General features: G+C 62.7%; 22 protein-coding genes. 13 read left to right on the forward strand and 9 right to left on the reverse strand.

Going from position 1 to position 21,140, the window contains the following annotated elements; genetic code table 11:
• Window positions 1–75 precede the first annotated feature (75 nt).
• On the reverse strand, window positions 76–273 hold the full coding sequence (locus tag DM813_RS00190; protein WP_128321439.1) for a heavy-metal-associated domain-containing protein: 198 nt from the start codon (window positions 271–273) through the stop codon (window positions 76–78).
• Between the two features lie 147 nt (window positions 274–420).
• Here DM813_RS00190 and DM813_RS00195 point away from each other — a divergent pair, with 147 nt between their 5' ends.
• The 3 genes from DM813_RS00195 to cueR are packed head-to-tail and all read left to right on the forward strand — an operon-like array spanning window position 421 to window position 3,664.
• Complete coding sequence (locus DM813_RS00195) at window positions 421–807, forward strand: hypothetical protein (protein WP_128321440.1); 387 nt, start codon at window positions 421–423, stop codon at window positions 805–807.
• Between the two features lie 53 nt (window positions 808–860).
• The gene (locus DM813_RS00200) at window positions 861–3,263 is read left to right on the forward strand and encodes a heavy metal translocating P-type ATPase (RefSeq protein WP_128321441.1); all 2,403 of its coding nucleotides are present in this window, start codon (window positions 861–863) and stop codon (window positions 3,261–3,263) included.
• On the forward strand, window positions 3,260–3,664 hold the full coding sequence (cueR, locus tag DM813_RS00205) for a Cu(I)-responsive transcriptional regulator (RefSeq protein WP_010221738.1): 405 nt from the start codon (window positions 3,260–3,262) through the stop codon (window positions 3,662–3,664). Before DM813_RS00200 ends, cueR begins: the two co-directional genes overlap by 4 nt.
• 4 nt (window positions 3,665–3,668) lie before the next feature.
• On the opposite strand, the gene DM813_RS00210 is transcribed toward cueR, so the two are convergent.
• Entirely contained in the window at window positions 3,669–4,562 is an 894-nt protein-coding gene (locus DM813_RS00210; protein WP_128321442.1) for a PA4780 family RIO1-like protein kinase, read from the reverse strand.
• Between the two features lie 182 nt (window positions 4,563–4,744).
• Window positions 4,745–5,533 carry an AraC family transcriptional regulator gene (locus DM813_RS00215; RefSeq protein ID WP_128321443.1) on the reverse strand — a complete coding sequence of 263 codons (789 nt, stop codon included), beginning with the start codon at window positions 5,531–5,533 and terminating at the stop codon, window positions 4,745–4,747.
• 87 nt (window positions 5,534–5,620) lie between these two features.
• Here DM813_RS00215 and DM813_RS00220 point away from each other — a divergent pair, with 87 nt between their 5' ends.
• Complete coding sequence (locus tag DM813_RS00220; protein ID WP_128321444.1) at window positions 5,621–6,640, forward strand: bile acid:sodium symporter family protein; 1,020 nt, start codon at window positions 5,621–5,623, stop codon at window positions 6,638–6,640.
• Here DM813_RS00220 and DM813_RS00225 read toward each other — a convergent pair.
• Window positions 6,627–7,904 (reverse strand): acetyl-CoA C-acetyltransferase, encoded by a 1,278-nt coding sequence (locus tag DM813_RS00225; RefSeq protein ID WP_128321445.1) that lies wholly within the window; start codon window positions 7,902–7,904, stop codon window positions 6,627–6,629. The genes DM813_RS00220 and DM813_RS00225 overlap by 14 nt on opposite strands.
• A gap of 118 nt (window positions 7,905–8,022) precedes the next feature.
• Here DM813_RS00225 and DM813_RS00230 point away from each other — a divergent pair, with 118 nt between their 5' ends.
• The 7 genes from DM813_RS00230 to DM813_RS00260 all read left to right on the forward strand — a co-directional run bounded on the left by DM813_RS00230 (window position 8,023) and on the right by DM813_RS00260 (window position 14,638).
• On the forward strand, window positions 8,023–9,375 hold the full coding sequence (locus tag DM813_RS00230) for a 3-oxoacyl-ACP reductase (RefSeq protein ID WP_128321446.1): 1,353 nt from the start codon (window positions 8,023–8,025) through the stop codon (window positions 9,373–9,375).
• 2 nt (window positions 9,376–9,377) lie between these two features.
• Window positions 9,378–10,232, forward strand: a complete 855-nt coding sequence (locus tag DM813_RS00235; RefSeq protein ID WP_128321447.1) for a MaoC family dehydratase — start codon at window positions 9,378–9,380, stop codon at window positions 10,230–10,232.
• Between the two features lie 60 nt (window positions 10,233–10,292).
• Complete coding sequence (locus DM813_RS00240) at window positions 10,293–10,598, forward strand: MazG-like family protein (protein WP_128321448.1); 306 nt, start codon at window positions 10,293–10,295, stop codon at window positions 10,596–10,598.
• Window positions 10,595–11,344 carry a methyltransferase gene (locus DM813_RS00245; RefSeq protein WP_128321449.1) on the forward strand — a complete coding sequence of 250 codons (750 nt, stop codon included), beginning with the start codon at window positions 10,595–10,597 and terminating at the stop codon, window positions 11,342–11,344. Before DM813_RS00240 ends, DM813_RS00245 begins: the two co-directional genes overlap by 4 nt.
• A 19-nt stretch (window positions 11,345–11,363) precedes the next feature.
• Window positions 11,364–12,002 (forward strand): DUF4136 domain-containing protein, encoded by a 639-nt coding sequence (locus tag DM813_RS00250; protein ID WP_128321450.1) that lies wholly within the window; start codon window positions 11,364–11,366, stop codon window positions 12,000–12,002.
• 19 nt (window positions 12,003–12,021) lie between these two features.
• Window positions 12,022–12,582, forward strand: a complete 561-nt coding sequence (locus DM813_RS00255) for a DUF4136 domain-containing protein (protein ID WP_128321451.1) — start codon at window positions 12,022–12,024, stop codon at window positions 12,580–12,582.
• Window positions 12,583–12,685: 103 nt separating this feature from the next.
• A complete protein-coding gene (locus DM813_RS00260) occupies window positions 12,686–14,638 on the forward strand; it encodes a pilus assembly protein TadG-related protein (RefSeq protein WP_241653114.1) in 1,953 nt (650 codons plus the stop codon).
• Here the strand turns inward: DM813_RS00260 and DM813_RS00265 are convergent.
• Together DM813_RS00265 and DM813_RS00270 are read right to left on the reverse strand one after the other, a co-directional pair.
• The gene (locus tag DM813_RS00265; protein ID WP_128321452.1) at window positions 14,623–17,322 is read right to left on the reverse strand and encodes a PAS domain-containing sensor histidine kinase; all 2,700 of its coding nucleotides are present in this window, start codon (window positions 17,320–17,322) and stop codon (window positions 14,623–14,625) included. The two genes, DM813_RS00260 and DM813_RS00265, sit on opposite strands and share 16 nt — an antisense overlap.
• Window positions 17,319–17,762, reverse strand: a complete 444-nt coding sequence (locus DM813_RS00270; RefSeq protein ID WP_128321453.1) for a TadE/TadG family type IV pilus assembly protein — start codon at window positions 17,760–17,762, stop codon at window positions 17,319–17,321. Before DM813_RS00270 ends, DM813_RS00265 begins: the two co-directional genes overlap by 4 nt.
• Before the next feature lie 74 nt (window positions 17,763–17,836).
• Here DM813_RS00270 and DM813_RS00275 point away from each other — a divergent pair, with 74 nt between their 5' ends.
• Window positions 17,837–18,307: a prepilin peptidase gene (locus DM813_RS00275; protein ID WP_128321454.1), complete on the forward strand. Its 471-nt coding sequence runs from the start codon at window positions 17,837–17,839 to the stop codon at window positions 18,305–18,307.
• Window positions 18,308–18,440: 133 nt separating this feature from the next.
• Window positions 18,441–19,223 (forward strand): response regulator transcription factor, encoded by a 783-nt coding sequence (locus DM813_RS00280; RefSeq protein ID WP_128321455.1) that lies wholly within the window; start codon window positions 18,441–18,443, stop codon window positions 19,221–19,223.
• An 18-nt stretch (window positions 19,224–19,241) separates the two neighbouring features.
• Here DM813_RS00280 and DM813_RS00285 read toward each other — a convergent pair whose 3' ends face one another.
• From DM813_RS00285 to DM813_RS00295, 3 genes are read right to left on the reverse strand one after another with little or no spacing between them, the layout of a single operon-like run.
• Window positions 19,242–19,505, reverse strand: a complete 264-nt coding sequence (locus DM813_RS00285) for a DUF3613 domain-containing protein (protein WP_128321456.1) — start codon at window positions 19,503–19,505, stop codon at window positions 19,242–19,244.
• A gap of 32 nt (window positions 19,506–19,537) precedes the next feature.
• Complete coding sequence (locus DM813_RS00290) at window positions 19,538–20,239, reverse strand: tetratricopeptide repeat protein (protein ID WP_128321457.1); 702 nt, start codon at window positions 20,237–20,239, stop codon at window positions 19,538–19,540.
• A 12-nt stretch (window positions 20,240–20,251) separates the two neighbouring features.
• Window positions 20,252–21,139, reverse strand: a complete 888-nt coding sequence (locus tag DM813_RS00295) for a type II secretion system F family protein (protein WP_128321458.1) — start codon at window positions 21,137–21,139, stop codon at window positions 20,252–20,254.
• Window position 21,140: the final 1 nt, after the last annotated feature.

Consider the following 21,140-nt stretch of genomic DNA (forward strand, 5'->3'; position numbering starts at 1 on the left):
GCCCCGCCGGGGTTTGGCTGTGAAGAGTTGTGCCCGCGCCGCGAATCTTTTCGTGCCCGGCGCGGGCAAATGGGCTCAGACCGCTTCGGCTTGGTAGCCCTCTTCACGGATCAGTTGAAGAATTTCCGGGGTTGGCAACGCGCTCTGCACCTTGACCTGCTTCTGGCCCAGGTCGACTTCGACAATGGCCTCAGCATCCTGAGCCTGAACAGCGCGAGTCACGGCCTTGACGCAATGGCCGCAGGTCATTCCTTGAACGTTGAACACTTGCATGGGGATTGCCTCCTGTGGATTTGAAACAAGTTTCAAGCTTGCCACCGGGGCAAGGTCAAGATCCTAGACAACCTGCCGGGCTGGAAATCGTCGCCCGGGTCGGCCAAGCTGCGAACCTGACGATTGACGATGCAGGAGTTTCAATTCATGCGCAGGGCAGCTTTCGGCTTTTTCGGCTTGCTGGGTATTTTCGGTCTGTTTACTCAGGCCCACGCCGCCGGGCCAAGCGACTACAGCATTCTGATCATTTCCCGCGAGCGCCTGGAAGTGGCCACCTCGTGCGAGATTGGCGTGTACATCAACGACCAACTGGCCGGCCGGGTGTTCCAGGAGCAATCGACTTCGTTCAACCTGCCGCCGGGCAGACTGGATGTACGCTTGCGCTACCTCCCGGGCCATGTACCGGGCTGCCAGCCCGGCATCGAGAATCAGCGCAGTACGCCACTGACGTTGCAGGCGGGCCAGATCAATAAATACCGGATCGCCGTCGATCAAGATGGACTCAAACTGATCAAGGCCGGCTTGGGCTATTGACCTTCCCCGCATGGCAAGGTTGATGCTGGAGGCCTGTCCAAGGAGGAGTGCCCATGTCTGCATCTACCACTTTCGATCTGCCCATTGCCGGTATGACCTGCGCCAGTTGCGCTGGCCGGGTCGAGCGCGCCCTGCGCAAAGTCAGCGGCGCCGAACAGGTCAGTGTCAACCTCGCCACCGAACAGGCGCGGATTCAAGCCCCCGCCGATAGCTTGCCGGCGCTGGTCGAGGCCGTCGAACAGGCCGGCTACCATGTTCCCAGCCAGACCCTGGAACTGCAGATCCAGGGCATGACCTGCGCCTCCTGTGCTGGCCGGGTCGAACGCGCACTCAGTAAGGTTGCCGGGGTTCAACAGGTCAGCGTCAACCTGGCCAACGAACGTGCCCACCTGCAACTGCTCGGCCACCTCGACAGCAGCGTGCTGATCGATGCGGTCACCCGCGCGGGCTATTCAGCCAGTTTGCCCCAGAGCACCCAGACCAATCAGGTCGATGCCGAGCGACGCCTGCGTAAGGAGCGCTGGTCGGTGGCGCTTGCCGTATTACTGGCTTTGCCGCTGGTGTTGCCGATGCTCCTGCAACCGTTCGGCGTGCACTGGATGTTACCGGCCTGGGCGCAGTTCGTTCTGGCCACACCGGTGCAGTTCATTCTCGGCGCACGTTTCTATGTCGCAGCCTGGAAAGCTGTTCGCGCCGGTGCCGGCAACATGGACCTTCTGGTCGCCATCGGGACCAGCGCTGGCTACGGCCTGAGCCTGTATGAATGGGCACAGGCAAGCCCCGGGGTGATGCCCCACTTGTACTTTGAAGCCTCCGCCGTGGTGATCGCGCTGGTGTTGCTCGGCAAGTACCTGGAAAGCCGCGCCAAACGCCAGACTGCCAGTGCCATCCGAGCCCTGGAAGCCCTCCGCCCGGAACGAGCCCTGTTGCTGGTCGATGGCCAGGAACGCGATGTGGCGATCAGCGAGCTGCGCCTGCAGGATCTGGTGGTGGTCAAACCTGGCGAACGCTTTGCCGTTGACGGCGAGGTGGTCGAAGGCCAGAGCCACGCCGATGAAGCACTGATCAGCGGCGAAAGCCTGCCGGTGCCAAAGCAGCCCGGCGACAAGGTCACCGGTGGGGCGATCAACGGCGAAGGGCGGCTGATTGTCCGTACTCTGGCGCTGGGGACGGAAACCGTATTGGCGCGAATCATCCGCCTGGTCGAAGACGCACAGGCGGCCAAGGCACCGATCCAGAAGCTGGTCGACCGGGTCAGCCAGGTGTTCGTGCCCGCCGTGCTCGTACTGGCGCTGATCACCCTGGTTGGCTGGTGGCTCAGCGGCGCCCCGATTGAAACCGCAGTTATCAATGCGGTGGCCGTGCTGGTGATCGCCTGTCCTTGCGCACTGGGCCTGGCCACGCCGACAGCAATCATGGCCGGTACCGGGGTTGCGGCCCGTCACGGCATTCTGATCAAAGATGCCGAAGCGCTGGAGCGCGCCCACGCGGTCAACCGGGTGGTGTTCGACAAGACCGGCACCCTGACCTCCGGCAGTCCACGCATTGTTCACAGCCAGGCTGTCGTCGGCGCACCCGCGCAGTTGCTACAACTGGCCGGCGCCCTGCAACGTGGTAGCGAACACCCGCTGGCCAAGGCAGTACTCGATGCCTGTGCAGAACAGGGCCTGACGGTGGCTGATATCAGCAATAGCCAGTCACTTACCGGTCGCGGTATCGCCGGCAGCCTCGACGGCCGCGAACTGGCTTTGGGCAACCGACGTCTGCTTGAGGAGTGCGGCCTGCAACCCGGGGCGCTCGCTGCCAGCGCGCAGGCCTGGGAAGCCGAAGGCAGAACGTTGTCCTGGTTGATCGAGCGCGGTCCGCAGGCACAGGTGCTGGGGCTGCTGGCGTTTGGCGACAGCCTCAAGCCCGGTGCCGGGCAAGCCGTTCAGCAACTGGCCGACCAGGGCATCAGCAGCCATCTGCTGACTGGCGATAACCGTGGCAGTGCCAAGGTTGTTGCCCTGGCGTTGGGGATCGACGATGTGCACGCCGAGGTGCTGCCGGCCGACAAGGCGGCCACGGTGACGGCACTCAAGCAATCGGGTGTGGTGGCGATGGTCGGCGACGGTATCAACGATGCGCCGGCCCTGGCGGCTGCCGACATCGGTATCGCTATGGGCGGTGGCACCGACGTGGCCATGCAGGCTGCCGGTATTACCCTTATGCGGGGTGACCCGCGCCTGGTGCCTGCGGCGCTGGAGATCAGCCGCAAGACTTATGCGAAGATTCGCCAGAACCTGTTCTGGGCCTTTATCTACAACCTGATCGGCATTCCCCTGGCCGCCTTCGGTATGCTCAATCCGGTACTGGCCGGTGCGGCGATGGCGCTGTCGAGCGTCAGCGTGGTCAGCAATGCGCTGTTGCTCAAGACCTGGAAACCCGAAACCCCGCCGCAGGACAATGCCTCATGAATATCGGTCAAGCCGCCCGGCGCTCCGGATTGAGCGCCAAGATGATTCGCTACTACGAGTCCATCGGCCTGCTCAAGCCGGCCCTGCGCAGCGACAGTGGCTATCGCCTGTACCAGCAGGAGGACCTGCACCAACTGGCGTTTATCAAACGCTCGCGGGACCTGGGATTTTCCCTTGAGGAAGTCGCGCGCCTGCTGACCCTGTGGCAGGACCGCCAGCGCGCCAGCGCCGATGTCAAAGCCCTCGCCAGCCAGCACATCGACGACCTCAACCGGCGCATCGAGGAACTTGTGAGCCTGCGCGATACCTTGAGTGAACTGGTCGCCCACTGCCAGGGCGACGACCGCCCGGACTGCCCGATCCTCAAGGACCTGGCAGCCGGCGGCAGCTGTTGTCACTGACGGCTCATTGCAGCCACGGCGGCGCGGGCTCTTCGTCTTTGCTCGCGCCGTGCTCGGCGGCCTCCCTGACGGCCCGTCGGCGGGCTTCATCCAGACGTGCGGCGTCGATTTCGCGCATCACTCCGGCAACGTCGGCACTGTGCAGCTCTTCTTTGAACTGTCCCGTCAGTTCGCTATCTGGCAGCAGTTCGCCAGCCTGATACAGGGCCCACATTTCACGGGCATAGCGGGTCTGTTTGAGTTCCGGGGCAAAACGTCCGAAATAAGCCGCCATGTTGCCGACATCACGCTCGAGCATGCTGAACGCGTGGTTGTTGCCTGCGGCATCCACTGCCTGTGGCAAGTCGATGATCACCGGCCCCTCGGGGCCGAGCAGGACGTTGAACTCCGACAGGTCGCCATGTACCAGGCCGGCACACAGCATCAGCACGATCTGGCGCACCACGAAGGTGTGGTATTCACGCGCCTGCTCCGGCTCCAGGTGCACGTCATTGAGCCGCGGCGCCGCATCGCCAAATTCATCCGCGACCAGCTCCATCAGCAGCACACCGTCGAGAAAGTCGTACGGCCGTGGCACCCGCACCCCGGCATTGGCCAGACGGAACAGGGCCGCCACCTCAGCGTTCTGCCACGCGTCTTCAGCCTCCTTGCGCCCATACTTGGAGCCCTTGGCCATGGCCCGGGCCTGACGGCTGTTACGGACCTTGCGTCCCTCCTGGTACTCGGCAGCCTGGCGAAAGCTGCGTTTGTTGGCTTCCTTGTAGACTTTGGCGCAACGCAGTTCGCGGCCGCAGCGCACCACGTACACAGCGGCTTCTTTGCCGCTCATCAGCGGTCGCAATACTTCATCGACCAGTCCGTCTTCAACCAGGGGTTCAATGCGTTTTGGAGTCTTCATCGGCTTTTGTCGGGGGTCCTGTTCTGCCAGACACGAGATTTTTTGTTGATCACCAGTACGGCACCGGCTTGTCGCTGTAGCAAGACCGCACTGCGTTGTAACGGCAAACCGGCCGACTTGCCATAGTTTTTGTAACTCTGTCGGCACAATCGTTCACAAAAACCGTTAGCACCCTTTTCCAGCTACAGGCGCAGCTCGCCCGGGGTGAAGCCGAACAAGCCCTTGAACGCCGCAATGTAGGCCGATGTGGAGTCATATCCACAGCCCAATGCCGCTTCCGTCACACTCTGCCCGGCCTCAAGCGCAGTCAGCGACGACAGCAAGCGCATGCGCTGGCGCCAACCGCGAAAACTCAAGCCTGTTTCACGCTGGAACAGGCGCATCAGGGTTTTCTCCGAGGTGTTCAAGCGTTGCGCCCACTGCCCCAGGGTTTGCCCCTGCTCCGGGTTGGCGAGCAGTTCGTTGCACAGTTCCAGCAAACGTGGATGCTGGGGCAACGGCAAGGAGAACGCCACCTCCGGCAAGGCCTGCAATTGATCGAGCAAAACCCCCGCCAGCCGCGCTTCAGGGCTTTCACCTTCGGGATAGTCCACCGGTAACAGGCAGAACTGCTTGATCAACTCCCGGGCCAGCGGCGTGACCTCCAGCACACGGCACTGCCCCGGCGCCCACTGGGTGTCCTCACGACGCACATAAAGGCTGCGCATTTCGGCCTGCATCGACGTCACCACTTCGTGCTCCACCCCGGCCGGTATCCATACCCCCCACTGCGGTGGTGCGAAGTAACTCCCTTCGGCGGTGTACACGCCGAGCACGCCACTGATCGCGTAGGAAAACTGCACCCAATCATGCTGATGACGCGGCGTCCAGGAGCCGGCCCCAAGGCTTTCCGCCCGCGCGTACAGCGGCCGTGGCAAACGTTCCAGCATGGGAATCGAACGGGGGGACGGTTGTTGTCCGTTAGACGGCATCAGTTGGCCTTATGTCGCAAGACGGTATCCATGAGCCGAGCGTAGCCTGTGCAGCCAACGAATACAAAATGATTCGAAGGTACGCCTATGCCCGTGCTCAAACACCTCAAACGCGTGGTAACCGACTGGTTCCTCTGCGGTATGTTCCTAGCCACGTTTCTGGCCTGGCTGTTTCCCGGCTTTGGCCGCAGCGGGGGTGCCATGCATGCTGAATACGTGATCAATATCGGCGTGTTTCTGGTGTTCTTTCTGCACGGCATCAACCTCTCCAGCGAGCAGATTCGCCATGGCCTGCGCAACGGCCGCCTGCACCTGATGGTGCAGGGCTTCACCTTCGTGGTCTTCCCGCTGCTCTGGTGGCTGGCCGACACATTCCTGGGCAGCCAGGTTCCGGCGCTGCTGATGCTGGGTTTTTTCTACCTGTGCGCCCTGCCCTCGACCATTTCGTCTTCGGTGGCCCTGACCGGCAGCGCCGGTGGCAACGTGCCGGCGGCGATTCTCAATGCCAGCCTGTCCAGTGTCCTGGGGATTTTCCTGACGCCTTGGCTGGTCAGCCTGGTGGTGGGTACCGGCAGCAACGGCATCGACCTTGGCGCCACCTTGCTCGACCTCTGCACCCTTCTGTTGCTGCCACTGGTGATGGGCCAGGCGATGCGCCCCTGGCTGGGGCGCTTCTTTGCCCGGTACAAGCGCTACACCAGCGTCGCCGACAAACTGGTGATTTTGCTGCTGGTATACGCTGCGTTCTGCAACTCGATGGTGTCGGGCATGTGGCAGGAACAAGGTAGCGCGGTGTTGCTCAGCGCACTGCTGGGCAGCGCAGCGCTGCTGGCTCTGATTCTCTGGCTGACCACCCGTACCGCCCGCGCCCTGCGCTTCAGCCAGGCTGACGAGGTGGCTGCAGTATTTTGCGCCAGCAAGAAATCCCTGGCCGCCGGTGCACCGATGGCGGCACTGATTTTCGGTGCACACCCGGGCCTGGGCTTGATCTTGCTGCCGATCATGATCTACCACCCGTTGCAACTGATCGTCTGCTCGATCATGGCCGAGCATTACGCCAACCGCCCGGCGCCGGCAACCGACGCCGCGTTGCTCAGCGCTCGATAATCGCCGTCACGCCCTGGCCGCCAGCCGCACAAATCGAGATCAGGCCGCGGCCCTTGCCGGCCTTGGCCAACAACTTGGCCATGTGGGCCAGGATACGACCGCCAGTGGCCGCGAACGGATGCCCTGCCGCCAATGAACTGCCCTTGACGTTGAGCTTGCTGCGGTCGATGGCGCCCAAGGGCGCGCTCAAGCCTAATCGCGCCTGGCAGTACTCAGGGTCTTCCCAGGCCTTGAGGGTGCAAAGCACCTGGGCGGCGAAGGCTTCATGGATTTCGTAATAGTCAAAGTCCTGCAGGCTCAGGCCATTGCGCGCCAGTAACCGTGGTACGGCATAGGCCGGCGCCATCAGCAGCCCTTCCTGACCTTTGACGAAGTCCACGGCAGCGGTTTCGCCATCGACCAGGTAGGCCAATACATCCAGGTTGTGCTCACGGGCCCAGTCTTCACTGCCCAGCAATACCACGGAGGCGCCGTCGGTCAGCGGCGTGGAGTTGCCGGCAGTCAGCGTGCCCTTGTCGCTGCGTTCAAATACCGGCTTCAGGCTGGCGAGCGTTTCCAGGGTCAGGTCGGCGCGCAGGTTGTTATCGCGGGTCAACCCCTGAAACGGCGTGAGCAAATCGTCGTGCCAGCCCTCGGCGAAGGAAGCGGCCAGGTGCTGGTGGCTGAGCAGGGCCAACTCATCCTGGGCCTGGCGGGGAATGCCCCAGGTCTGCGCCATCAGTTCACAATGCTGCCCCATGGAAAGCCCGGTACGCGGCTCACCGTTACGGGGCAGCTCCGGCTTCAGGTGGTGCGGGCGCAGCGCAAGAAAAGCTTTGAGCTTATCTGCCAGGGTCTTGCCGCGATTGGCCTGCAGCAAAATGCGCCGCAACCCCTCGCTGACGGCAATCGGTGCATCCGAAGTGGTGTCGACGCCGCCGGCGATCGCACTGTCGATTTGCCCAAGGGCGATCTTGTTCGCCACCAGCAATGCTGTCTCAAGCCCGGTGCCGCAGGCTTGCTGCACATCGTAGGCAGGCGTTTGTGCCGAAAGCCTTGAACCGAGCACGCACTCTCGGGTCAGGCTCATGTCCCAGGAATGCTTGAGTACCGCACCCGCTGCCACTTCACCCAAACGCAAACCGTGCAGGCCAAAGCGCTCGATCAGCCCTTCAAGGGCCGCCGTAAGCATCACCTGATTGCTGGCCGTGGCATAGGCACCGTTGGAGCGGGCGAAAGGAATTCGGTTGCCGCCAATGATCGCGACCCGGCGCAAAGAGCCCATGGGTAATGTCCTTTTTCTACGAAACAGTGCGCTACAGCGTAGGTGTTTTTTCTGCATTCGAACGACCAACGGCCAAAGATGGTCCACACTTTGAGGCTAATTTCCGGGAGAGCCGCACATGAGCGATCGCTATATCAACTTCGCCAACTCCGACCTCGGCCGCCGCCTGGTGGGCGCCGTCGGCTTGCCCAGCCCGGCACGTCTGGAGCGCTGGGAGGCCGGCCGCATGCGCCCGGTGGAAGGTGCCCTGCTGCTCGGTGGCGGGCCGCTGGCGAACAAGGTCGAAGCCTTCGCCAAGCGCCTGACCGACGATGTCTACAGTTTTGCCAGCCCCGACTTGAGCGCGACCGAATGGGTGGCGGGCCTTGGCCCCAAACTCAAGGCGGTGGTCTTCGACGCCAGCGAACTGGACGACAGCGACCAGCTCAAGCAACTGCGTGAGTTCTTCCAGCCCCTGCTGCGCAGCCTTTCGACGTGTGCCCATATCGTCATTCTTGGGCGCGCCCCGGAGCAACTCGATGACCCGCTGGCCCAGGTCACGCAGCGCGCGCTGGAAGGGTTCAGCCGTTCGCTGGCCAAGGAGCTGCGCGCCGGCGGCACCCTGCAGTTGCTGTATGTCAGCGAGGATGCCGAAGACCAGCTTGAAGGCGCGCTGCGCTTTTTCCTTTCGCCCAAGAGCGCGTTTGTTTCCGGCCAGGTGCTACGCCTGACGGCCTGCAACGGTCAGGTCCAGGACTGGACACGGCCGCTGGCCGGGCGCAAAGCGCTGGTTACCGGAGCTGCCCGTGGCATCGGCGCGGCCATTGCCGAAACCTTGGCCCGTGACGGCGCCGAGGTGGTGCTTCTGGATGTACCGCAAGCCCGAAACGACCTCGACGCCTTGGCCGCCCGCCTCGGTGGACGCTGTCTGGCTCTGGACATCTGCGCCGCCGACGCTCCCGCGCAACTGATCGAAGGCCTGCCGGACGGTATCGATATCGTCGTGCATAACGCCGGTATCACCCGCGACAAAACCCTGGCCAACATGACACCGGAATATTGGGATTCGGTGCTCGCCGTCAACCTCAAGGCGCCGCAGTTGCTGACCCAGGCCCTGTTCGACAGCAGCGCCCTGCACGACAACGCGCGCATCGTGCTGCTGGCCTCCATCAGCGGCATTGCCGGCAACCGTGGGCAGTCCAACTATGCAGCAAGCAAGGCCGGCCTGATTGGCCTCGCCCAGGCCTGGGCGCCAAAACTGGCCGCCCGTGGTGGCAGCATCAACGCTGTGGCGCCCGGATTCATCGAAACCCGCATGACCGCGGCCATCCCCTTCGCCCTGCGTGAGGCCGGGCGACGCATGAGTTCCCTGGGCCAGGGCGGGCTGCCGCAAGATGTCGCCGAAGCCATCGCCTGGCTGGCGCAGCCGGGCAGCGGTGCGGTCAATGGCCAGGTGCTGCGCGTGTGCGGCCAGGCCGTAATGGGAGCCTGAGCATGACTCGACTGTGGCATGACCTGAGCACTACCGATGCGCTGGCTGGCCTCTACGCACGCGCCACCCGCAAGCGCAAAATCAGCGGCGACACATTACCCGACATCGGGCTGCGCTGTGATCTGGAAGTCCAGCCCGCGCAATTGGAGCAGTATCGCAAGCTTTGCCATTTCAGTGATGACGGGCGTCTGCCGCCGACGTTTCCTCATGTCATGGCGTTCGCGCTGCAGCTGCAACTGCTGACCGACAAAACCTTCCCGTTCCCCCTGCTCGGCCTGGTTCACCTGGAAAATCGCATCCGTGTGCTGCGACCGCTTGGCGGTATCAGCCGGCTGCGTTTCAGCGTGCAGGTGGATAACCTGCAGCCCCACGAAAAAGGCGCCACCTTTGACCTGATCACCGACGCCAAAGATGGCCTGGGCCTGCTCTGGTCCGAGAGCAGCCGCATGCTCTGTCGCGGCCTCAAGCTCGACGGTGAAGCCGCCGTCGCGCCAACACCGGCCCCCATCGAGCTGACCGAACTGACCCGCTGGTACGCCGACAGTGACATCGGTCGGCGATACGCAAAGATTTGCGGCGACTACAACCCGATTCACCTGAGTGCCGCCAGTGCCAGGCTGTTCGGCTTCCCCGCCGCCATCGCGCATGGCATGTGGAGCAAAGCCATGACCCTGGCGGCCCTGCGTAGCCATTTGCCGGTCAGCAATTACGAAATCGACGTCAGTTTTCTCAAACCCGTGCGCCTGCCCAGCGAAGTGATCCTCAACGCCAGCCCCGGCGCCGACACCGGGCAGTTGCGGCTGGATGGCCACGGCGAGCTGGTGCACATGCGCGGCACCTGGCGTCCACTGGACTGAAACCGCCACTTGCGTTGCAACGGCCCGCGCCTGAAGCTATGCAGCTTGAGGAGAGCCTTGATGAACCTGCACGAACTGACCCAACGCCTGCACCGCATCCGTGACACCAATGACTGGCGCGGCTTTCACAGCCCGAAGAACCTGGCAATGGCCGCCAGTGTGGAAATGGCCGAACTGGTCGAGATCTTCCAGTGGCTCAGCGAGGACCAGTCACGCCAGCTATCTGCCGAGCAGCTGGAACATGCCGGTCAGGAAGTCGGCGACGTCGTGCTCTACCTATTGCTGCTGTGCAGCGAACTGGGGTTGGACATGGAGCAGGTAGTGCGCGCCAAACTGGCCGACAGTGAAAGGCGCTTTGCCCGATGAAAGACCGTCATTTCGATGCGCTGGCCACCCGCTTTGCCGAAAAAATCTACGGTGGCGCCAAAGGCGCGATCCGCCTCGCGGTCCTTCAGGCCGACCTCGCAGAAGCCCTGCCCGACCGGCCATTGCGCGTGCTGGATATTGGCGCGGGCCTGGGCCACATGGCCCTGTGGCTGGCCGAGCGCGGCCATCAGGTGACCCTCGCGGAACCGGCAGCGCCGATGCTCGAAGGCGCCTGCGAACGATTTGCCGAGGCCGGGCAACAAGCCACATTCATCCAGGCTCCCTGGCAAGACCTGCTGGGGCAACTGACCGAACCCTACGACCTGGTGGTGTGTCACGCCGTGCTGGAATGGCTGGCAGAGCCTGAAACCATCCTGCCGGTGCTGCACCAGTTGACCCGTCGCGACGGCCTGCTGTCACTGGCCTTCTACAACCGTGACGCACTGGTCTACCGCAACCTGCTCAAGGGCCATTTCCGCAAATTGCGCCGCGACGACATGGCCGGCGAAAAGCAGAGCCTGACCCCGCAAAAACCGCTTGATCCGCGCACACTCAAGGTGCAACTTGAAGACCTGTGGCAGGTCGAAACAGAAAGCGGCGTACGGGTTTTCCACGACTACATGCCCAGTGAATTCCAGACCAGGGCCGAGTTGATCGACCTGCTGGAAATGGAGCTGGCCCATCGACGTCACCCCGCCTTTGCCGGCCTGGGGCGTTACCTGCACTGGATCTGTCGACCACGCTGAATCACACCGGGAGGGTGACATGCCGTACCGTTTGAGCGCAGCCCTGCTGTGCGTGGCACTGGCAGGCTGCCAGGGCAGCAATCCCTATGTCGCCAGCTCCCGTCCCCTGCCGCCGGCACCGCCCGGGGCAGCCACCACCTTTGATGCCAGCGCCTACCCGCCAGCACCGCGCGACTACGGACGCTACCGCAGCTGGACCTGGCGCGACGGACAACTGCCGACGGGGACTGCATTGACCGAGCCCGCACAGCTGGCCGATGCCGTCAGCAATGCCCTCGACCAGCGCGGCCTGCGCCCGGCACGCAACGGCCAGGGCGATTTGCTGGTCAGTGCCAACATGAGTCTGGAGCGTCGCCTGCGTCAGGTACGGGAAGACTATTACCCCTACGATGCCTATCCCTACGGTGGTTACGGCTACGGCGGCTACGGCAGCGTGGGGCGCTACCACAATGGCTACGGTGTCTACGGCAGCGTGCCGCTGGTGCGCACCTACGAAGTGGAAGTGATGGTGGTGCACCTGGAGCTGTATGACGCCCGCGACGGGCAGGCGGTGTGGAGCACCAGCGCCGAGACTGCCAGCCAGGGTTCCCAGGGTGAGCGCGAGGACGCCCTGCGTGAATCCGTCAAAAAAGCCCTCAACGGCTATCCTCCTAGCTAAATGCAATTGGAGATCCATCATGTTGCGCCGTCTCGCTTTACTCCCATTGGTGATGTTGCTGGCTGCTTGCCAGAGTGGCAATGTCACTCAGGACTACGATGCCAGCCGCGATTTTGCCGCCTACCGCAGCTGGGTCTGGCAAGAACCCGCATTGCAGTACCGCCCCGATGATCCACGCATCAAGAGCGACCTGACCGAGCAGCGTATTCGCCAGGCCGTCACCGGCCAGCTGGACCAACGCGGCCTGCGTCCGGCCCAAAGCGGTGCTCACGGTGACCTCAAAGTGCAGACCTACCTCATCGTCGAGGACCGCCAGCAGCAGATCACCACCAACTACGGCGGTGCCTGGGGCGGCTATTGGGGCAACTACTGGGGCGGGCCGATGTACAACGAAACCCGCAGCGTCGACTACAAGGTGGCGACCATCCAGGTCGACATGTTCGACGGCAAGGACGGCAAGCTGGTCTGGCGCGGCAGTGCCGAACAGATCATGAACAATTATCCGCCCAGCCCCGAAGAGCGGGCCAACGCGATCCAGAAAACCGTGACCAACGCCCTCTCCAACTACCCACCGCACTGATTGTTGCCGGGCCGGTCGCCATGCAGGCGACTGGCCATCTCCTTGACTACACTCCTCACACAGTTGTTGCGCCGCGCGGCCAAGGGCCGGCAAAGGAGTGCTCGTGTCTTGTCGCTTTCCCGCACGGCAGCGCGGCGCTATTGGCCTGATGGCCGCCTTGACCCTGGCGATGGGGCTGCTGTTCATGTTGATGGTGATCGACAGCAGCCGGTTGTACCTGGAGCAACGGCGCCTGCAGCGCGTGGTCGACATGGCTGCACTGGAAGCTGCGGGGCAATACGCCGTCTGCAGCGGCAGCGGGCCGCAAGCTGATGCCCTGGCGCGTGCCAGCGCTTTGCGCAACGGCTATCAAGCAGCGGCTGACAACACACTGAGCACCGCCTGCGGCACGCTGAAGACCGAAACCAACAGCTTGCGCCACTTCAGCGTCGATGCTTTGCACAATGACGCCATCCGCGTAACCGCCACGCAGGCGGTGGCCACCAGTGTCGCTGCCGGGGTAATGGCCCTGGCCAGTGGCAATGCGCTGCCCACCACCACCCTGTTGAGCGCACGCGCAATTGCCGCAACACCAAAACCGCCGCAGGCCATGCTGCGTATTCGCAGCACACTGGCCACGGTCAATACGCAGCAATCGATACTGCTCAATGCCATCCTCGGTGCACTGGGCGGTAATGTGCAACTCGACCTGCTGGGCTGGCAGGGCATCGCCAATACCCAGATTAACCTGCTCAGTTATCTCGACCAACTGGCCATTATTGCCAACGTCAGCGCAGGCAATTACCAGCAGTTGCTCAGCGTTGGCGCTACCGCGAGCCAGATGGTTCAGGCCGCAGTCAAAGTGCTGCAAAAAGGCGGCGCCACCGTCGAGGTGGTGACCAACCTGGGGAAAATCGCCGCAGGGTCGGACAACACCCGGCTGCTGCAACTGGGCAAGATTCTTGACCTGCAAAGTGGCACGACCCAGGCCGGGCTCGATGCCAGCGTACAAGTGCTGGACCTGGTGCAAAGCGTCATTTTGCTCTCGACCAAAGAAAGCGCGGCCACCGTCGAGATGCCAGTTGACGTACTGGGGCTGGCCAAAGGCAAAGTCCGCCTGAAGGTCATTGAACCCCAGCAGATATCGGCCATCGGCAACCCTAAAAGCGATTTGATCAAGGTGCACACCGCCCAGGTCCGCGCCTTGATATCGCTTGATCTGCCGGTGCTGACGTCGGTGATCGGCTTGGTCAATGCGGTGCTGGACCTGGCTGCACCACTGACCAACGTGCTCAACAACCTGCTCCACCTCGATCTGCTGGGCACCGTAGAGTCGCTGACCTGCGCGCTCGGCATACCCTGCAAGGTCAGCGACATCATCCTGCTGCCGGGCACCGTGCACATCGACATCGGTGTCCAGGTGGCGAAAGCCACCAGCGAGATCAGCGACTACAGTTGCGCCCCCGAAAAAACCCTGACCGCGCCGACCCAAAGCGCCGCCGTCGACCTGGCGATCGGACAATTCAAGGACCCCAACGACTTCTTCAGCAAAGGCACCACCGCCGTCACCCCGCTGCCGCTGATCGACATCGGCACCAATTACTGCAGTCGCCTGCTGTTCCTGCCACCGCTGTGCGGCACCCGTACGCCCTTTGCCGGAGGAGGCATCGGGGTGATGGTCAACGCGCCCCTGCTTGGCAGCAACTCCACCGACCCGGTCAACACCTTGAGGTTCGCCCCCGCGGACCACACGCCACCGGACATCAACCAGGCACCGGCGTACATGAGCACCACCGCAAGCAACATCGTCGACAGCCTGAATACCACCATTGCCGGGGTCAAAGTACAGGCTTACAAACCTCTCGATGGCAACATCCTCGGTGGGTTGCTGACCGTCACCGCCGGGATACTCGATGACGTGAAAGCCATCCTTCAGCCGTTGATCAAGGGCCTGCTCAGCCCACTGGTCAATCCGTTGGTCAACACGCTGCTGAAAACCCTGGGGATTGATCTGGTGAAAGTCGAAGTAGGCGCCAACCTGACCTGCTCCAGCACGCGTGCTCAGCTGGTGCTGTGAACCGGTAGCTCGATACGGAAACACGCACCCTCGGCGGCGTTCTCGGCACTCAGGCAGCCGCCCATGGCATCGATGATCCCGTAGCTCACCGAAAGCCCCAGGCCGGTACCGACGCCCACGGGCTTGGTGGTGAAGAAGGGTTCGAAGATACGTTCAAGCAGGCGCGGTTCGATACCCCCTCCATTATCCTCGACCAACAGTTGCACCTGACGCTCGCTGGCCTGCATGCGCACGGCGATCCAGGGGTTAAGCTCACGCTGCTGTTCTCGCCGCGCCAGCAAGGCATCGCGGGCATTGACCATCAGGTTGATCAGCACCTGTTCCAGCTGGTCCTGGTGACCGCTGACCATCAGGGCCTGCGCCGGGGTTTCGACCCGCAGTTCCACGCCTTTTCCGCGCAAGCCCTCGGCAAGTAGCGACAGCGCGCCTTCCACGGCCTGCCACGGTGCGAACAGCTGCTGCTCGACTTCCGAGCGACGCCCGAATACACGCATGTGATCCACCACCCGCGAAGCGCGCTGGACCTGGGCGTCGATACGTTTGAGTTTGTCCTGCAGGTAATCCGCCTGCACATCACCGTTTTCCAGGCGTTTTAGTGCGTTGACCACCGCCATGCGCATCACGTTCAGCGGCTGGTTGATCTCATGCGCAAGCCCGGTGGCCATCTCGCCAAGCGTGGCCATTTTCGCGCTTTGCAACAGCTGTTGCTGGGTGCGCCGCACCTGGGTGTTGTCACGCCCCACCGCCTGGATTTCGAGCAGCCGCCCCTGCTCATCGAACAGGCCACGATCTGCCCAGACCCACCAGGCATGCTCGCGACCGGGTAGCGTCAGGCAGATTTCCGCCGTACTCACCGGCTGTTCCACCGACAAACCGGCGAGTCGTTCGACAAAGGCTTCGCGTTGCGCGGCCGACATCCATTGCCCCAGGTTGATCCCGGGTAACTGCGCCGTGCTGCACTCCAGGTAATCGGCCAGGGGCTGGTTGCCAAACACCAGGTTCAGTTCCGGCGTGTAACGACAGATCATCGCCGGCGAATCCTCCACCAGTACGCGGTAGCGTTCTTCGCTCAACCGCGTGCGCTCGGCCGCCTCAGTGGCCTCGGTGACGTCCAGCCAGATACCCACCACCTCCACCGGCAAGCCAAGGTCATCGCGCAGCAGGCGGGCCTCATCGAGCACCCAGTGATAACCGCCTAGATGATCCCGCAAGCGATAGCGGCTACGCACCTGGCCTTCGCGCAACAGCGTGCGCGTGCGCGCCAGCCAGATGGGCTGATCTTCCGGGTGCACCCATTGCGCGGGTTGCAGCACCTCTTCGCCGACCGCCCCCCAACCGAGCATAGGTTGCAGGCTGGCACTGAAGAACTCCGCCTGCAGCGCACCTTCGGCGTAGCGCTGGATGTAGATCACCGCCGGCGAACTGGCGATCAGGTTTTCCAGGCGAGCCTGAGCCGCGCTGGCCTGAACCTGCTGAAACTTGATGTCGCTGATATCGAGCATGAAGCCTTGCAGCCGGCGCTGCTGACCGCTGCCACGCACCTGCCCGCACAAGCGATACCAGCGTGGATTGGCTTGCACATTGTTGTCCAGCAGACGCACGTTCAGGTGCAACGCACAGCCGTCGCGCTGCAACTCGGCAAGCGCCAGTTGCGCCGCTTCGCGATCCGCCGGGTGCACGCGACTGAGGCACTGGCTGACGGTCAATCGGGCGGGAACCCCCAAAGTTGCGGCCAACCCGGGATCAAGTTGCAGGCTGGCCTCGCTCAAACGCCATTGCCACCAGCCGGCGCCCAGCTGCAGTTGCAAGCTGTCCAGCCGTTCGCTTTGCTGTTGCAGGTCGAACGCGGCCAAACGGCTTACCAGGGGTTCCGCATAGGCCGCGCAGGCATTCAAGGCATCCGCAGCGACCATCGCCTCATGCGCCCCCACACAGATCAACCAGGCCTGCACACAGTGTCCCTGAGCATAAGGCAGCAGATACGCCCCCGCCTGCGGCAGCAATTCGCGTAACTCCGCATCGTCGGCACTTGAAGTCATTTGCCCGGGTGCCAACCTGCCCAGCAACGGCCCGAGCACCTCATCGCTGGGCCAGGGCAGTGGATCACTGCTGGTAGCGTAGGTCTGCCATCCTGCTTCGCCTCGCAGCAGTATTCGCCCGCCGCTGGCTCGCCAATGGTGGACCAGCCACTGCAACTGTTCCTGGGCAACCCGGCCAAGGCATTCGATGCTGCAATCGCGCAACGCTGCCGCCAGGTGGCTGGTCAAGTGTCGCTGGCGCTCGGCACGCACGGATTGCTGGCGGTGTTGCAACAGGTCGCCAATGTCGAAAAGTTGCAGCAGCCAACCGTCAGGCTGCGCCTGCAACCAGCCGCGGGTATGCAGGGTGCCACCGCTGGGGGTCTTGAAATCAAGGTCGAGGGCCTGTGCCTGCCAGTCTGCCGGTTCGCCTTCAAGTACCAGCAGGCTGTAGGGCTGAACGCAGTCCTGCAGACGTGTGCTGCTGTGTGTCGGCAGGGCCAGTGCCGAACGCAACGGGCCGGCCAGGCGCTGGACAATGGCCTGGTCGTCAATCCACACCTGCAGGCCCACAACCGACACACTGGCCGCCGGCTCCGCTGCGGTTGTTGCGGCCTGCGCAAAGCGCCCACGCCAGCGCCCGAACAGGCGTTGCCCGCCACTCAAAGTTGCAGGCTCGCTGCGGCTGTCAGGTGCGTCGGTAATCGCGGGACTTCGCCAATGCCCGGCAGAATCAGTACCGGCAGCACGGCAGACAGTTTCTCTTTGGCGTAATCGATTTTCACCGTCAGCAGGTTGCCCGCTGTCAGGGTGACACTGGCATCACTGGAAAGCTGGAAGTTCAACGACTTGGGCATCCAGGCCAGTTGCTCGCCCAGCACGCCCTTGGCCAAGGCGTCGACATCGTCGCGGTAGGTTTTGCTCGACGGGTCCAGTGCCACACAACGGCGTACCGCTTCACTGCTGGCCTGGTTGAATGATTGCAGCATGAGCATGGGCAGTCCGTAACTGACCACCCCGTAGAAGACTGCGAAAAAGATCACGAATACCGCCGCGAACTCTAGCGCGACTGCGCCTTTTTGTTGTTTGACCGAGCCTGCTTTCATGATCGCGTCTACCCTGACAGTGACACCTGAAAGACAGCATAGAATCATTCAACACAAAGGGATGCATTTCGCCAATGCAAAGCATTGTTCTGCTGCTGTGGCTTGCCTTGTGCGTTGAACAAGACGTGCGTGAGCGCCAGATTGCCAACACCTTGACGCTCGGTGCCGCTACCTGCGCACTGGGTTACCTGTTCATCACCGGACACACCTGGATTGGTGCCGATGCCAGCGAAGGCGGCTGGGCGCTGGCCATCGTCATGCTCCTGACCCTCCCCGGCTACATGCTCGGGCGTTTCGGTGCCGGCGACGTGAAGCTGCTCGCAGCCCTCGCTCTGGCCACCGATCGCATGTATATCCTCGGCACTTTCATTGGCGCCGGTGTTGCGGTGCTGATCTGGCTGTCCAGCCGCCGCTGGCTGTGGTCGCTGTTAAGTCAAAAAGTTAAGAACCGTATCAAGCAACTGAGCGAGCAAGCGTCAACAAAACAGCCGTTCGCACCGTTCATATTGGCCGGTTTCATCCTCGCCAGCGTCTGGACCCATTAGTCGCCTGACTACCTGATCTGCGCCTGCACTCCTTGTACAGAGTCGTAAGGAACGACTACTTTCTAGGGAGTCAGCCACCCGATGCGTAACCCCAGGCTCCGGGAGAGAGGGGCTTATAAACAGGGAGTAGCGTGTGAACAAGACCGTCAAAACCGTGAAGGTGCTGGTCGTCGATGACCAGCCCTTGATCGTCGAGGAACTGTGCGAGTTTCTCGAAAGCCATGATTACTGCTGTATCCCTTGCCACTCCAGCGCCCAGGCCATCGAGACCTTTGCCGCCGATCCCGCCATCAACCTGGTGTTATGTGACCTGCACATGCCGCAGTACGATGGCGTCGAGCTGGTCAGGGCACTCAAGGTGATTGCCGGGCATCAGCGAATGTTCGAAGCCATCATGCTCACCGGGCGCGCCGACAAGCAGGATGTGATCCGGGCCTTGCGCGAAGGCTTTGCCGACTACTACCAGAAACCGGTAGACCTGAACGAACTGCTCGAAGGCGTCCAGCGTCAGGAGGCGACGTTGCAGGAGCGCCAGCAGAGTTTCCAGCACCTGGGCGACCTGAACCAGAAACTGCAGTTTCTCGCCGACTCGATCGACGACCTTTACCAGGACCTCGACAAGGCCCGTGGCCTGGGGCCGCATCGCCGCGCTACCGACGTTGAAAGCGAGCCAGACAGCGAAAGCCTTCCGGCGCTCTTCGAGCAGCTGTCACCGCGCCAACTGGACGTGGCGCGCCTGGTCAGCAAAGGCAAGACCAACTACCAGATCGCCTGCGAGCTGGGCATTACCGAAAACACCGTCAAACTCTATGTGTCGCAGGTGCTGCGCCTGACCCACATGCACAACCGCACCCAGCTGGCGCTGGCACTGTCGCCCGGCAATTCGCCGCTGCACCTGCGGGTGACAGCGCACTGACGCGCCGCCACCCGCCCCTTACTTGCTGGACGAGTTGCCCTGCTCCCAACGGTAGAAGTCCGGGATTTCATAGCGGTAGCTGTCCAGCCAGCGCTGCATGCTCTGGTCCCGCTCCCGGGGCGTTGCTGTCTGCGGAATCTTCGAGGCCTGCTCATTGCGGGCCTGCACCTGTAGCCAGTTCTCGGTGGCCTGTTGCTCTTTGGAGGAAGGCCCCGGCTCAATGGCGAAAGCAGCCCACGGCAGTGCACTCAACGACAACATCAGTAGCAATGTAGGTTTCATGGCGGCCTCACAGTTGCCTGGTGGGTGGGAAATTACTGCACCGCCGCGACCTGATCGCTGCGCACGGGTCGCGATGTACCCGGTTTCTTCAATTGCTCGGCACGCGACTTCGCCTCGCTGAACTGAGCGGAACTGAGGTTGAAACGTGACACCAGATCAGCCGCTTGCTGCCACTTGTCCTGGTACAGCAGCAGGCTGACCAGATTGACCGCAGCCAGGGTGTTGTTGTCTTTGAGCTCGATTGCCGTCAAAAACTCGAAACGTGCCTGTTCGCTGTTGCCCTGGTTGAGGTAAACCACCCCCAGGTCGTTGCGCACTTTCTCGTCGGTGGGCGCCAGGCGCACCGCCCGCAACAGGTGCAACTGCGCCTGAACGTTATCACCACGCGCCGCAGACAATTGCCCCAGGCCATGTTCGGCCTCGGCCGCAAGACACCCGCCAAGCAGGCTGCGGTACAACGGCTCGGCCTCGCTGCGTCCCAACAACCGCGATACCTTGGCCTTGCGCAGGCGCACCTGGGCCATATCGGCTGGCAGTGCCTCCAGGTGCGCCAGGCTGGCATGCGGACGGCCTTCGCTGAGCATCTCGTCGGCCATGCTCAACGCCAGTGCCTGGCTCGAATCAGGTTTCGTGCAACCGGAGTCGCCGCCATTCAATGCCAACCACGGCGCCTTGCCGTCGGCAGCACACCCCCCCAGCAACATCAGGCTCATGACTACTGTGACTGCTTTCATCCACACTTCTCCCTACGAGCCCATGGCCTTTGCCAATGCCGTGAAACCGGGACCGGCCAGCACGATCAGCAAGGCAGGAAACAGAAACACCATCATCACCATCGACATCTTTCCGGACATCTTCGATACCCGTTCCTGCATCCGCGTCAGGCGCCGGTCATCGAGCAGTTGCTTGAGCGCCAACAGCGATTTCATCGCCGCGCCGCCCTGGGCAAGCAGCTGCTGAAGAATCACGCAGGTGTCGCTGAACTCGTCTACTGCCAGCAACTGCGCGGTTTTTTCAAGTTCCGGTGCCAGCGCCAGGCCGGAATCGACCCGCGTCAGAATCGTGCGCAATTCCTGGCTGAGTACCGGCAGCAGTTGCCGCGCTTCCTGGCTGACCACACGCAGCCCCTGCTCCACCGCAAGGCCGGACTCAAACAGCACACGCAGCAAGGGAATGAAGGTCGATACTTCACGCACGATTTGCTGCTGGCGCCGCGCTGCTGCCAGCGCCAGCAGGCGCTTGGGCAGCAAATAACCGAGCCCCATGGCGCATAGCGGCATCACCAGCCAGGTGGTCGGGCTGTCGCTGGTGGAGGTCTGTTCGACCACGATGCCAGCGCCCAGAGCCAACAGCGGCGTGGCGAACTGGCAGGCGGCAAACAATGCCCGCTGACGCTGGCGACGCCAGCCAACGCGGTCGAGCAGCAGCCGCGATTCGCTGTCCAGGTTCAGCAAGCGCTGCGCCAGGCGGCTGCTACCCAGCTGGTGCAGCCAGGTGTCCAGGCGCTTGTCGCGAGAAAGCTTGCCCTGCAGGCGCAGGGCAACCTGTTTTTGCCTGCGCTGTTGACGAACGAACTGACTTAGCAACAACCCGAACGCCGCAAAAAACAGCACCGCACTGAGCATCAAGGCCATT

The sequence above is a fragment of the Pseudomonas alkylphenolica genome, from assembly GCF_004025535.1.
GTDB lineage: Bacteria > Pseudomonadota > Gammaproteobacteria > Pseudomonadales > Pseudomonadaceae > Aquipseudomonas > Aquipseudomonas alkylphenolica_A.

Bases quoted from the DNA above. Each gene is read 5' to 3' on its own strand.
- DM813_RS00255 (WP_128321451.1), top strand. From the start codon at position 12,022: ATGTTGCGCCGTCTCGCTTTACTCCCATTGGTGATGTTGCTGGCTGCT.
- DM813_RS00215 (WP_128321443.1), bottom strand. From the start codon at position 5,533: ATGCCGTCTAACGGACAACAACCGTCCCCCCGTTCGATTCCCATGCTG.
- DM813_RS00275 (WP_128321454.1), top strand. From the start codon at position 17,837: ATGCAAAGCATTGTTCTGCTGCTGTGGCTTGCCTTGTGCGTTGAACAA.
- cueR (WP_010221738.1), top strand. From the start codon at position 3,260: ATGAATATCGGTCAAGCCGCCCGGCGCTCCGGATTGAGCGCCAAGATG.
- DM813_RS00285 (WP_128321456.1), bottom strand. From the start codon at position 19,505: ATGAAACCTACATTGCTACTGATGTTGTCGTTGAGTGCACTGCCGTGG.
- DM813_RS00200 (WP_128321441.1), top strand. From the start codon at position 861: ATGTCTGCATCTACCACTTTCGATCTGCCCATTGCCGGTATGACCTGC.
- DM813_RS00190 (WP_128321439.1), bottom strand. From the start codon at position 273: ATGCAAGTGTTCAACGTTCAAGGAATGACCTGCGGCCATTGCGTCAAG.
- DM813_RS00250 (WP_128321450.1), top strand. From the start codon at position 11,364: ATGCCGTACCGTTTGAGCGCAGCCCTGCTGTGCGTGGCACTGGCAGGC.
- DM813_RS00210 (WP_128321442.1), bottom strand. From the start codon at position 4,562: ATGAAGACTCCAAAACGCATTGAACCCCTGGTTGAAGACGGACTGGTC.
- DM813_RS00290 (WP_128321457.1), bottom strand. From the start codon at position 20,239: ATGAAAGCAGTCACAGTAGTCATGAGCCTGATGTTGCTGGGGGGGTGT.
- DM813_RS00295 (WP_128321458.1), bottom strand. From the start codon at position 21,139: ATGGCCTTGATGCTCAGTGCGGTGCTGTTTTTTGCGGCGTTCGGGTTG.
- DM813_RS00240 (WP_128321448.1), top strand. From the start codon at position 10,293: ATGAACCTGCACGAACTGACCCAACGCCTGCACCGCATCCGTGACACC.
- DM813_RS00245 (WP_128321449.1), top strand. From the start codon at position 10,595: ATGAAAGACCGTCATTTCGATGCGCTGGCCACCCGCTTTGCCGAAAAA.
- DM813_RS00270 (WP_128321453.1), bottom strand. From the start codon at position 17,762: ATGAAAGCAGGCTCGGTCAAACAACAAAAAGGCGCAGTCGCGCTAGAG.
- DM813_RS00220 (WP_128321444.1), top strand. From the start codon at position 5,621: ATGCCCGTGCTCAAACACCTCAAACGCGTGGTAACCGACTGGTTCCTC.
- DM813_RS00235 (WP_128321447.1), top strand. From the start codon at position 9,378: ATGACTCGACTGTGGCATGACCTGAGCACTACCGATGCGCTGGCTGGC.
- DM813_RS00230 (WP_128321446.1), top strand. From the start codon at position 8,023: ATGAGCGATCGCTATATCAACTTCGCCAACTCCGACCTCGGCCGCCGC.
- DM813_RS00225 (WP_128321445.1), bottom strand. From the start codon at position 7,904: ATGGGCTCTTTGCGCCGGGTCGCGATCATTGGCGGCAACCGAATTCCT.
- DM813_RS00195 (WP_128321440.1), top strand. From the start codon at position 421: ATGCGCAGGGCAGCTTTCGGCTTTTTCGGCTTGCTGGGTATTTTCGGT.